We start from the raw sequence: 12,260 nt of genomic DNA, 5'->3' as shown, positions 1-12,260 counted from the left end.
CTGACAACGTTCGGTGCTCGTCTGCCGAGACCGACCCCCGCATCCGACAATTCCTGCCAAGATGGCACCAGACCTCTGCTGAAAGGACATCATGTCACTCAACTCCGCCCTCCGCGCGTCGATCAGTGCCGATCTTGACCAGACGATCGCCGACTACAAGCACTTCCACCGCACTCCCGAGCTGTCCATGCAGGAGACGAACACCGCCGCGGAGATCGCCTCCCGGCTCCAGGCCCTCGGACTGAAGACACACACCTTCGGCGGAACCGGAGTCGTCGCCGTGATCGAGAACGGCGACGGTCCGGTCATCGGCTACCGTGCCGACATCGACGGACTGCCGATCAGCGAGGACACCGGACTCGACTATGCCTCCACGGCGGACGGCACTCTTCCCGACGGCGAGACGACGAAGGTCATGCACGGCTGCGGCCACGACACTCACATCACGGTCGGCCTCTACCTCGCCAAGCACCTCGTCGCACACAGGGACCTGTGGTCGGGAACAGTCGTCATGCTCTTCCAGCCCGGTGAGGAGACCGGCCAAGGTGCGCGCGCCATGCTCGATGACGGGCTCTGGGATGAGATCGTGCGCCCCGAGGTCATCTTCGGTCAGCACGTGTGGCCCGGTGCCGCCGGTCACCTCTACGTCAGCAGCGGCACCGCCATGGCGATGTCCGACTGCCTGCGCGTGACCGTCAAGGGCAAGCAGGCACACGGATCCCAGCCGGAGAACGCGATCGACCCGATCGTCCTCGGCGCCTATATGATCACCCGCCTTCAGTCGGTCGTGTCACGCGAGATCTCCGGCCGCGACATGTCGGTCGTCACCGTCGGCACCTTCCACGGCGGACTCAAAGAGAACATCATCCCCGACTCCGCCGAATTCAAACTCAATATCCGCACCTTCACCGAGGAGGTCCGCGCGATCGTCCTCGACCGGGTCCGCCGCATCATCGAAGCCGAGGCTCTTGCCTCCGGAGCTCCGGAACCCGAGATCGAAGAGATGTATCGGTTCCCGCGGTGCTACAACGACCCCGAGGAGACCGAGTCGTTCCTCACCCATGTCGGAGCCGAACTCGGCACCGAACAGGTCCACCTGTCCGAGCCCGCCACCGGCAGCGAGGATGTCGGAGCGTTCGGCGATGACATCGGCGTCCCATACGTGTACTGGTTCTTCGGCGGCTACTCCCCCGAGAAGTTCGCCGATGGTCAGACCCCGCCCGGGAATCACTCCCCGTTCTTCGCTCCCGACGATGTCGAGACCACTCTCGAGACGGGCATCAGAGCCGCGTTGTCCGCGGTGCTGAGCAAGGTCGGAAAGGACCGCGCATGAGCGAGGAGATGCTGTGGTGGTCGACCCGTGAGCTGGCCGGCCGAATCGCCGCCAAAGAAGTCTCTGCTCGGGAGGCTCTGCAGGCCCATCTCGACCGCATCGATGAGGTCAACCCTGCTCTCAACGCCGTCGTCACACGAGACGACGAAACCGCCTTCGCCCGAGCTGATGCCGCAGACGCAGCAACCGCCCGCGGTGAGAGCTTCGGTGCCCTGCACGGAGTGCCGATGACGCATAAGGACACCCACGACACGGCAGGTATGCGCACGACCTGGGGTTCACCGCTCATGGCCGATCGCGTGCCCGAATCGGATGCGCTCATCATCGCCCGGCTCAAAGCCGCCGGCATCACGACGACAGGCAAGACGAACGTGCCCGAGTTCGCCGCCGGCTCCCACACCTTCAATGAGGTGTTCGGCACAACCGTGAACCCCTACGACCGGACGAAATCGGCATCGGGATCCTCCGGCGGTGTGGGGGCGGTGCTCGCGGCCGGGATCCAGGCATCAGGAGACGGCTCCGACATGGGCGGATCACTGCGGTCGCCCGCATCGTTCAACAACGTCGTCGGTCTGCGACCGAGCAACGGCCGTATCCCCCACGTTCGACCGGGCAACCCCTTCGCGTGGCTGTCCCAGAGCGGATTCATGGCACGCACGGTCTCCGACGTGGCGCTGCTCATGTCGGTGGCTTCGGGGCCACATCCTTCGGCGCCGGAATCGATCCTGGAATCGGGCAGTGTCTTCGACCTCCCGGAGTTCGCACTCGACGCCGACCGCTCCCCCGACCTCGTCGGACTGCGGGTCGGCTTCAACCCCGACCTGGACGGACTGCTTCCGGTCGAATCCGAGGTGCAGGAGATCGTCGCTTCCGCCGCGCCGGTGTTCGGCAGCCTCGGCGCGCATGTGGACGAAGAGATCCCGGATCTCACGGACGCCGACGAGGTATTCAACGTCCGCCGCGCCCTCGACTTCGTGGGCTCCTGGGGCGGTCTGTATGAGGCGCACCCGGACAGAATCAAGGAATCGGTCCGGTGGAACATCCGCATGGGCCTCGACCTCACCGGTGCCGAGGTGGCTTCGGCCGAATCAGCACGCACCCGCCTGCACGCGGAAGTCGACAGCTATTTCGCCGGCCATGACGTCCTCGTGCTCACCACGTGCCAGGTCCGGCCGTTCGATGCGGACATCGAGTATCCCAGTCAGATCAACGGGGTACAGCTGGAGAACTATCTCGATTGGATGCGGGCACTGTGCCTCATCTCGGCGACCGGCTGCCCAGCCATCTCGGTACCCGCCGGCTTCTCGGCCTCCGGTCTGCCGGTGGGCGTGCAGATCGTGGCCAAGCCCGGTGCGGACGTCGAGCTGCTGCGAGTCGCTCATGCCTTCGAAGCCGCCACCGGTCATCACCTCAGACGGCCGGACCTCTGATCGGCATTCTGCGCAGGACGCAGCGTCGGTCGAGGCAGGTATGGCATACCTGGGCAGAGTTTGCCGAGCCTTTCCACACTGGAACGGTTCTAGAAAAGGTGTCAGGATATTCTCTAAGCAGGCGGAACGGATCCGCCTCGAACCGCAAAGGAGTAAAAGATGCACCTGAGCCCCGCTATGCAGAAGGTCCTCAACGAGCAGGTCACCCTCGAACTCGAAGCCTCGTTGGTCTACCTCCAGCTCTCCATCCAGCTCGATGATCTCGATCTTCCCGGAATGACGCGCTGGATGCGCGCCCAGTCCGAAGAAGAGCAGGTTCACGCCGCCAAGTTCACCCAGCACTGCCTCGACCGCGGATTCGCCCCTCAGATCGGCGACATCGCCGCTCCGAAGGTCTCCGGTTCGCAGCCGATCGACTTCTTCAAGGCTGCACTGGCCCACGAGGAGAAGGTCTCGGAGTCCATCCGCAACATCTACCGCACCGCTCAGGACGAGGCCGACCTCGACGTCCTGCCGCTGCTCCACTGGTTCATCGACGAGCAGGTCGAGGAGGAGTCGAGCATCTCCGAGATCATCGGTCGCCTCGAGCGCGTCGGCAACGACGGTGCCGGTGTCCTGCGCATCGACTCCGAACTCGGCTCACGCCACCCTGATATCACCGCCGACAGCGAGTGAGAACTGCATGACCGCTCCGGCTCAGCGCTCAGATCGAGCTCCATGAGTCGAGTGTGAACTCGAATCGAGTACTCAAGCGGCCGATCCCAGCACGGGATCGGCCGCTGTCGTATGCAGGCCCGAGGTTGTGGGGAGACCGGTTCGTCCTCAGCCGAGGACCGACTTGCCGATGAGCAGCACGACCGGCAGGGACACGAGCATGACGACGGTCTGACCGGCGATGAGTGCGGCCATGAGCTTCGCATCTCCCCCGAGTTGCCGGGCCATGACATAGCCCGAGCTCGCCGTGGCGATCGACTGGAAGAGCAGTCCGACCAGCGCCGGCACCGTCGGGACTGCCAAGAGAGACAGTGCGACGAGGGACAGCCCCGGCAGCACGATCAGCTTGACGATCGTCGAGACGATGATCGCCCGGGCATGGGCACGCATCGAGAACGCCTGCAGACCGGCACCGACGCAGAGGAGCCCGATGGGCAGCGAGGCGACCGCCAAGGGTTCGAGGACCGTGGCCGCCACGTCCGGCAGACCCAGACCGCTGACATTGGCCGCGGCTCCGGCGACGCAGCCGAGCACGAGAGGATTCGTCGCGATCGCCTTGAACAGCGCGAGCAGCGAGCTCGGTCCGGTGCGCAGGAACTCGAAGCCGAGGCTCGAGATGACATTCACCGTGGGGACGAGGATCGCCGCGACGATCGCGGCCACGGCGCTGCCTTCGGAACCGAACAGGCTGCCCGCCAACGACAGGCCGATATAGGTGTTGAAGCGGATCCCGCCTTGGAGAACGGAGGTGAAGGCCGGAAGATCGCGGGCGATGACCCGGCGGGCGAGGACGATGCCCAGGGATACGATCACGGTGGGGATGACGAGAGCCGCTGCCAAGCGCGCGAGCGGGACATGGGCCACGTCCACCTCGGCGACGGAGGTGAAGAGGAGCACCGGAAGGAGACAGTAGTACGCGAGCTTCTCCGCGCCCGACCAGAATTCCTGACTCCGAAATCCCGGCAGTCTCTTCAGCATGAGACCGAATGCGATGAGCGCCGTGACGGGAAGAAGGGCGAGGAGTATGGGAACCAGGCTCACAGACTGAGAATTTCATGAGTTTGGAATCATTTCAAAGTTGAGTGTGTTTGACTCAATGTAGGACCCGAACGAAAGGAAGCACATGGCTACACGTTTCGACCCCATCCGTGACCTCGACCGATTCTTCTCCGAGGTGACCCGCACCCCGAACGCCACCACCTTGCCGATGGACCTCTACCGCGACGGCGAAGTCTTCATCGCCCGCATAGATATGCCCGGAGTCGATCCGAGCAGCATCGATGTCGACGTCGAAGACCGCACGCTCACGGTTCGCGCTCGCCGCGAGTCCGAGGTCGCCGACAAGGACGTGAAGTGGCTGACCCGAGAACGCACCAACGGCACCTATGCCCGCCAGCTCACGCTCGGCAACCGGGTGGCGCTGGATCGCATCCGCGCCGACTACAGCGACGGTGTCCTCACGCTGACGATCCCCGTCGCCGAGGAGGCCCGCCCCCGGAAGATCTCCGTCTCCCATGCAGCCGGACAGACCTCCCCCGAGGTGGTTGAATCGTCTTCGTCCGACGAGCCCCGCTCCCCCGGCCTCGACAGCTGACACCGGCGCCGGATTCCGACGGAATCACGGTGGCCGAGGTTCGGACGCCGAGGCGTTCCCCGGTTGCCGACAGCGGGCCGCACCCTCATCGGGTGCGGCCCGCTTCGTGCGTTTCAGGCCCGTTCGAGGAGATACGCCAGGCACATATACGGCAGATCCACTGTGCCGGACACAGGATGCTCGACACTGAAGTACTCGCGCAGGTTTGCTTCGACTCGGGCTCGTGTCCTCTCGTTCGAGCGCAGCCAATACGACCGTGTGCGAGCGAGGTCGACGATTCCGTCGACGGCGAGCTCCGTGGTGAATTCGACGAGCCTGTGGTCGGTGAGAGCCAGACCGTTGCCGGGCTGAGGTCGGTACTGCGGTCGATAGACGTCGCCCGCGTGCATGATCCGGCTCAGGCGCAGCACCCAGTCGACGCGGACATCGAGTTGGTTGATGAGGATGAGCAGCCGGCCTCCCGGGCGAAGGATGCGCGCCACTTCGGCGGCTGCTTGCGCTTCGTCGAACCAATGCCAGGCCTGCGCGACAGTGACGAGGTCGAGGCTCTCTGCTTTCAGGCCGGTGTCCTCAGCGGTGCCGATCTTCGTGGGGGCAGGATTGCGTTCGAGTGCGGCTGTGTCGGGATCGACGGCGATGAGATCAGCACCGTGTGCGAGCAGCCGGCGGCTGAGGATCCCTGTTCCCGCACCGAGGTCGCATACGCGCAGACCGGACCATTGCGGCTCCCAACCGGTCAGCGCGAGGTCGAGGGCGGAGTCGGGATATCCGGGCCTCACCTCGTCATAGACTCCGGCCTGGGTGCCGAAACTGCGTCCGTGGGCGGCCTGCGCACGTGGTCGCACCATCTGAGTCTGCCTTTCATCGAGTTGCCTGCGGTCGTCCGGGTCACCGCTGCAGACCACTCTAGCGTCGTCGACATTCGCCGAGTCGATAGGATGGAGTCAACGGCCCGTTCCCAGCCCTAAGGAGCCAGCATGTCCGCACCGTCCGACCTCTCGTCCAAACTGGACGAAGCCTCCGCCGCATACGAGGAATTCGCCTCGCGCGGTCTCGCGCTCGATATCACACGGGGCAAGCCGGCCCCGGAGCAGCTCGACCTCGCTGCCGATCTGCTCACTGCGGTCAGCGGCGACGACTTCCGCACTCCCGGTGGTGTCGATACCCGCAACTACGGCGGACTCGACGGACTCATCGAACTGCGGGAGATCTTCGCTCCGCTGCTCAAGGTTCCGGCCGATCAGCTGCTGGCCGGCGGCAATGCCTCGCTGACTTTCATGACCCAGGCGCTGACCTTCGCCCTCATGCACGGCACGGCCGTCGATGATCGCCCGTGGGGGCAGGGTCCGCATAAGCTGCTGTGTCCCGTGCCCGGTTACGACCGCCATTTCACCCTGGCCGAATCCCTCGGGTTCGAGCTGTTGACCATCCCGATGGATGACGAGGGCCCGATCATCTCCGAGGCGCAGCGTCTGGCCGAAGATCCGGCGGTCAAGGGCATGTGGCTGGTGCCGATGTATTCCAACCCGACCGGAATCACGGTCACCGAAACGCGGGCACGGGAGCTGGCTGCCATGCCGACGGCGGCGCCCGACTTCACTCTGCTGTGGGACAACGCCTACGGGGTGCACCATCTGCGAGAGGACCATCCGGACAATCTCGACATCCTCTCCCTCTGCGCAGAGGCGGGTCATCCCGAACGCGCATGGGTCTTCGCCTCGACGTCGAAGATCACTCATGCCGGGGCCGGTGTGTCGTTCTTCGCCGGAGGCCCGGCCACGGTCGATTGGATGCGAGCGAACCTCGGGAAGGTCGCGATCGGCCCTGACAAGATCAACCAGCTGCGCCATGTCCGGTTCTTCTCCGACCCGGCCGGGGTCGAAGCACATATGCGCAAGCATGCCGAGATCGTCGCACCGAAGTTCGATGCGGTGCTCAAGGCGCTCGAGGACGGACTCGGAGCGGAAGAGCTGGCGCAGTGGACCTCACCGGACGGCGGGTACTTCATCACTCTGACAACGATCGAGGGCATCGCCGACCGGGTCGTCAAACTCGCAGGGGAAGCCGGAGTGAAGCTGACTCCTGCCGGTGCCACACACCCGTACGGTCTCGACCCCCACAACAACATCATCCGCATCGCGCCGACGATGCCGACCCTCGATGAGGTCGAACTCGCCGCTCAGGGCCTCGTGGCGTGTGTTCGCCTGGCCAGCTATGAGAAGCTGCTCGCCAGCTGACACCCGAACGCTGCCTGCAGACTGAGACAGGTCCGCCCCGAACCGAAGGGTTCGGGGCGGACCTGTCTGTACCGGAGCGTCGGATCAGTATTCGTAGAATCCGCGTCCGGACTTCACACCGAGCAGGCCGGCATCGACCATGCGCGACAGCAGGATCGGAGGCTTGTTCGCCGGGTCACCGGTCTCCTCATACATGCTCTCTGCTGCATAGAGGCAGGTGTCGAGACCGACGAGGTCGGCCAGCTTGATCGGTCCCATCGGATGGGCGCAGCCGCCGACCATTCCCGCGTCGATGTCCTCCTTCGTCGCGTGTCCGGTCTCGAGCATCCGGACCGCACTGAGCAGGTACGGGATGAGCAGGGCGTTGACGATGAAACCGGGGCGGTCATCGGCCTGGATCGGATTCTTCCCGAGCACATCGGCGACGAAGGACGTCACGGTGCTGCGGACATCCTCGGTGGTGAGCACCGAGGACACGATCTCGACGAGCGGCTGGACCGGTGCGGGGTTGAAGAAATGCACACCCAGCACGCGTTCGGGGCGCGAGGTCGCCTGCGCGAATCGGATGATCGGCATCGACGAGGTGTTCGAGGCCAGGATCGCTTCCGGGTCGGTGACGACCTGGTCGAGCTCGGCGAAGATCGACTTCTTGATGTCCTCGTTCTCACTGGCCGCCTCGATGACGAGCTGACGATCGGCGAGATCGCTGATATCGGTGGTGAACCGCAGTCGGCCGAGTGCTTCGTCGCGGGCAGCGGCATCGAGTTTGCCCTTGTCCACTGCGCGAGCCAGGGACTTCTCGATGCGGGCACGACCGGCGGCCGAGGCCTCCTCGTTGATCTCGCGGACGATGACGTCGAGACCGGACTTCGCCAGCACCTCGGCGATTCCGGCTCCCATGAGTCCGCTGCCGATGACGGCGGTGCGCTGGATGCTCATAAACTTCTCCTTCTTGGTCTATATGGTCGGTCGGGTGCGAATGACTCGGCTCAGGGCATTCGGGCGAGGAACCAATCGGCCGAGCGGATGGCTTTCATGGCCTCCCGCCGGCGTTCCCCGGGCAGAGTCTGGATGTAGACCTGCCCGTCGAGGTGCCCCACCTCGTGTTGGAGCATCTGGGCGAAGACTTCCGTGCCTTCGATCTCGATCGGCTGATTCTTCGCATCCACCCCGCGTACCCGAGCGAACTCGTAGCGTGGGGTGGGGAAGAACAGCCCGGGGACGGAGAGGCAGCCTTCTTCGATATCTCGCAGCTGCCCGCCGAGCTCGACGATCTCCGGGTTGATGACATATCCCGTGCGACCGTCGAGGTCGTAGCCGAAGGCTCGCAGTCCGACCCCGATCTGCGGAGCGGCGACGGCCGCACGGCCCCCGGGCCGTGCGGTGTCGACGAGGTCGGCTGCCAGAGCTTCGACGTGATCATCGAAGACCATCACCGGTTCGCACTTGCTGCGGAGCACGGGGTCTCCCCACAGTCGGATCTCACGTTCAGGCATCGATCACCACGACGAGGTCTCCGCCTTCGAGCTGCTGGACATCGGCGATGGCCACACGGGAGACGGTTCCGGCCGTCTGCGTGGTGATCGTCGCTTCCATCTTCATCGCCTCGATGGTGGCCACGGTGTCGCCGACGGAGACCCTGTCGCCCTCGTGGACCTGCATGGTCACAACACCGGCGAACGGGCTGCCGACGTGTCCGCTGTTGTTCGGATCGGCCTTCTCCGCAGTCTTGACTTCGCTTTCGACGGACCGGTCACGCACCTGCAGCGGACGCAGCTGCCCGTTGAGGGTGAACATGACCGAACGCATCCCGCGCTCGTCAGTGCCGCCGATGGCCTGGACGCCGATGAGCAGGTTCTTGCCCTTCGCCAGCTCGACGGCATGCTCTTCCCCACTGGTGAGGCCGTAGAGGTACTCGGAGGTCTCGACGACGGAGAGGTCGCCGTAGTTCGAGCGCATCGACTGGAATTCCTTCGTCGGCCCGGGGAACAGCAGCTCGTTGAGCTTGTCCTTCCGGTCCCGGCCCGGCGTCTGCAGTGCTTCGGCATCCGCCGGTTCGAGATGCTCGGTGAGCGGCTTGGCGGAACGGCCGGCGAGGGCCTTCGTGCGGAACGGCTCGGGCCAGCCGCCCGGAGGGTCACCGAGGTCACCGTTGAGGAAGCCGATCACCGAATCGGGAATGTCGAACTTGTCGGGGTTCTCCGCGAACTCCTCCGGCGCAACTCCGGCGCCGACGAGGTGGAGCGCCAGATCGCCGACGACCTTCGAGGACGGGGTGACCTTGACGAGGTGGCCGAGAATCGAATCGGCGGCCGCATACATGTGCTCGATGTCCTCGAACCGCTCCCCCAGGCCCAGTGCGACGGCCTGCTGGCGCAGGTTCGACAGCTGTCCACCGGGGATCTCGTGACGGTAGACGCGGCCGGTCGGTCCGGCGAGCCCGGACTCGAAGGGTGCGTAGAGTTTGCGCACCGATTCCCAGTAGGGTTCGAGGTCGCTGACGGCGTCGAGGCTGATGCCGGTGTCGCGCTCGGTGTTCTCGAATGCGGCGACGAGCGCGGAGAGACTCGGCTGGCTGGTGGTTCCGGCCATGGCCGCCGAGGCGGCATCGACGGCATCGGCACCGGCGGCGGCAGCTGCATAGAGGGTGGCCAGCTGTCCGCCCGCGGTGTCGTGGGTGTGGACGTGGACGGGCAGGTCGAAGTTCTCCCGCAGAGCAGTCACGAGCTTGACCGTGGCGGCAGGGCGCAGCAGGCCGGCCATGTCCTTGATGGCGAGCACATGAGCTCCGGCGCCAACGATCTGTTCGGCCAAGCGCAGGTAGTAGTCGAGCGTGTAGAGCTCTTCCTTCGGATCGAGGATGTCCGAGGTGTAGCACAGGGCCACCTCGGCCAGTGCCGTGTTCGTTCCGCGCACGGCCTCGATCGCCGGACGCATCTGCTCGACGTCGTTGAGAGCGTCGAAGATGCGGAAGATGTCGATGCCCGTGCGGGCCGCCTCATCGACGAATGCGTCGGTAACCTCGGTCGGGTACGGGGTGTAGCCGACGGTGTTGCGTCCGCGCAGAAGCATCTGCAGGTTGATGTTGGGCACCGCGGTGCGCAGGGCTTCGAGACGTTCCCATGGATCCTCGCCGAGGAAGCGCAGCGCCACATCATAGGTCGCACCGCCCCAGGCCTCGATGCTCAACAGCTCGGGTGTCATCCGGGAGACGTGCCCGGCCACGGCCAGCAGGTCTCGTGTGCGCACACGGGTGGCCAGCAGGGACTGGTGGGCGTCGCGGAATGTCGTATCCGTGACGGCCAGGGAGCTCTGCTCACGCAGGGCGCGGGCGAAGCCCTCCGGTCCGAGCTCGGCGAGACGGTCGCGGCTGCCCGCAGCGGGTGCTGCGGAGAGGTCGATGCTCGGGAGCTTGTCGCCCGGACGGATGCGTAGGCCCGGTTCGCCGTGGGGGCGGTTGACCGTGACATCGGCGAGGTAGTCGAGCAGCTTCGAGCCGCGGTCGGCGCTCACTCGAGCGTCGAAGAGCTGCGGGCGTTCTTCGATGAAGGACGTGGACAAGTCTCCGGCGACGAATGCGGGATCATCGAGGACGGCCTGCAGGAAGCCGATGTTCGACGATACGCCGCGGATGCGGAACTCAGCCAGGGCGCGTTTGGCACGGCCGACGGCCTGAGCGAAGTCGCGGCCGCGGCACGAGAGCTTCACGAGCATCGAGTCGAAGTGGGGGCTGACGGCAGCACCGGCGTGGACGGTTCCGCCGTCGAGGCGCACACCTGCACCACCGGCAGAGCGGTAGGCGGTGATCGTGCCGGTGTCGGGGCGGAACGAGTTCGCGGGATCCTCGGTGGTGATGCGGCACTGGAGTGCGGCGCCCTTTATCCGCATCTCGTCCTGGCGCAGGCCGATCTCTTCGAGGGTGGCCCCGGCGGCGATGCGCATCTGCGAGGCCACGATGTCGACGTCGGTGATCTCTTCAGTCACTGTGTGTTCGACCTGGACACGCGGGTTCATTTCGATGAACACGTGCTTGCCGGCGCGCGGCCCGTCGGTTTCGAGGAGGAATTCCACGGTGCCGGCGTTCTGGTAGCCCAGCGCCTTTGCGAACTTCAGGGCATCTGCGTGCAGGGCGGCCGCGATCTCGGGATCGAGGTTCGGGGCCGGAGCGATCTCCACGACCTTCTGGTGGCGGCGCTGCACGGAGCAGTCGCGTTCGAAGAGGTGGATGGCGTTCGAGTCGTTGTCGGCCAGCACCTGGACCTCGATGTGACGGGGGCGCTGCACCGCCTGCTCGATGAAGACCGTGGGATCGCCGAAGGCGCCTTCGGCTTCGCGCATCGCGGCCTTGAGAGCGTCTTCGAGGTCGGAGGCCTGAGCCACGCGACGCATTCCGCGACCACCGCCGCCGGCGACGGCCTTGACGAAGAGGGGGTATTCCATCGATTCGGCATCGGCGAGCAGCTGCGCGATATCGGCCGACGGACGTGTCGAGTCGAGGACCGGGATGCCCGCATTGCGTGCTGCCGCCAGCGCCTGGACCTTGTTTCCTGCCAGTTCGAGCACATCGGCCTTGGGGCCGATGAAAGTGATGCCCGCTTCGGCACAGGCTCGTGCCAGATCGGGGTTCTCAGAGAGGAAGCCGTATCCGGGGTAGATGGCGTCGGCGCCGCTCTCCTTCGCCACCCGCAGCATCTCTTCGACGCTGAGGTAGGCGCGGACGGGATGACCCTCCTCACCGATCATGTAGGCTTCGTCGGCCTTCATGCGATGTTCGGAGTTGCGGTCTTCATACGGGAAGACTGCGACGGTGGAGGCTCCGAGCTCATAGGCGGCACGGAACGCACGAACGGCGATCTCTCCGCGGTTGGCCACGAGGACTTTAGAGAACATAGGTGTCTCTCACTTCTGTATCGGCCGCACTGGGCGACTGGTCGACAAGCTGTCGGGAACAT

The 12,260-nt window shown here is 65.3% G+C and carries 10 protein-coding genes; 5 read left to right on the top strand and 5 right to left on the bottom strand.

Translation table 11 applies throughout. The features are described 5' to 3' along the window. The first annotated feature begins 91 nt into the window (after positions 1–91). The 3 genes from HIM68_RS03035 to HIM68_RS03025 all read left to right on the top strand — a co-directional run bounded on the left by HIM68_RS03035 (position 92) and on the right by HIM68_RS03025 (position 3,438). Entirely contained in the window at positions 92–1,333 is a 1,242-nt protein-coding gene (locus tag HIM68_RS03035; protein WP_172169469.1) for an amidohydrolase, read from the top strand. Further along, positions 1,330–2,763, top strand: coding sequence for an amidase (locus HIM68_RS03030; protein ID WP_172169466.1), 1,434 nt, complete (start codon positions 1,330–1,332; stop codon positions 2,761–2,763). Before HIM68_RS03035 ends, HIM68_RS03030 begins: the two co-directional genes overlap by 4 nt. A 159-nt stretch (positions 2,764–2,922) precedes the next feature. Further along, complete coding sequence (locus HIM68_RS03025) at positions 2,923–3,438, top strand: ferritin (RefSeq protein ID WP_139467206.1); 516 nt, start codon at positions 2,923–2,925, stop codon at positions 3,436–3,438. Positions 3,439–3,585: 147 nt separating this feature from the next. Here the strand turns inward: HIM68_RS03025 and HIM68_RS03020 are convergent, their stop codons facing one another. Continuing rightward, positions 3,586–4,518 (bottom strand): AEC family transporter, encoded by a 933-nt coding sequence (locus tag HIM68_RS03020; RefSeq protein ID WP_172169463.1) that lies wholly within the window; start codon positions 4,516–4,518, stop codon positions 3,586–3,588. Between the two features lie 82 nt (positions 4,519–4,600). Between HIM68_RS03020 and HIM68_RS03015 the strand changes: the two genes are divergently transcribed. After that, entirely contained in the window at positions 4,601–5,071 is a 471-nt protein-coding gene (locus HIM68_RS03015) for an Hsp20/alpha crystallin family protein (RefSeq protein WP_139467204.1), read from the top strand. Positions 5,072–5,184: 113 nt separating this feature from the next. Here the strand turns inward: HIM68_RS03015 and HIM68_RS03010 are convergent, their stop codons facing one another. Then, positions 5,185–5,919, bottom strand: a complete 735-nt coding sequence (locus HIM68_RS03010) for a class I SAM-dependent methyltransferase (protein ID WP_172169460.1) — start codon at positions 5,917–5,919, stop codon at positions 5,185–5,187. 129 nt (positions 5,920–6,048) lie between these two features. On the opposite strand from HIM68_RS03010, the gene HIM68_RS03005 reads away from it, so the two are divergent. After that, on the top strand, positions 6,049–7,308 hold the full coding sequence (locus HIM68_RS03005; RefSeq protein ID WP_172169457.1) for an aminotransferase: 1,260 nt from the start codon (positions 6,049–6,051) through the stop codon (positions 7,306–7,308). A gap of 84 nt (positions 7,309–7,392) precedes the next feature. Here the strand turns inward: HIM68_RS03005 and HIM68_RS03000 are convergent, their stop codons facing one another. The 3 genes from HIM68_RS03000 to HIM68_RS02990 are packed head-to-tail and all read right to left on the bottom strand — an operon-like array spanning position 7,393 to position 12,198. Then, positions 7,393–8,247 (bottom strand): 3-hydroxybutyryl-CoA dehydrogenase, encoded by an 855-nt coding sequence (locus HIM68_RS03000; protein WP_172169454.1) that lies wholly within the window; start codon positions 8,245–8,247, stop codon positions 7,393–7,395. A gap of 50 nt (positions 8,248–8,297) precedes the next feature. Beyond that, positions 8,298–8,804, bottom strand: a complete 507-nt coding sequence (locus HIM68_RS02995; RefSeq protein ID WP_172169451.1) for a peptide deformylase — start codon at positions 8,802–8,804, stop codon at positions 8,298–8,300. Then, positions 8,797–12,198 (bottom strand): pyruvate carboxylase, encoded by a 3,402-nt coding sequence (locus tag HIM68_RS02990; protein ID WP_172169448.1) that lies wholly within the window; start codon positions 12,196–12,198, stop codon positions 8,797–8,799. The genes HIM68_RS02995 and HIM68_RS02990 overlap by 8 nt, the downstream gene beginning before the upstream one ends. Positions 12,199–12,260 lie beyond the last annotated feature (62 nt).

Origin of the sequence: Brevibacterium sp. CT2-23B, assembly GCF_013168765.1 — a bacterium.
In the GTDB taxonomy this organism is placed as follows: domain Bacteria; phylum Actinomycetota; class Actinomycetes; order Actinomycetales; family Brevibacteriaceae; genus Brevibacterium; species Brevibacterium sediminis.
This window is presented reverse-complemented; position numbering and strand designations above follow the sequence as displayed.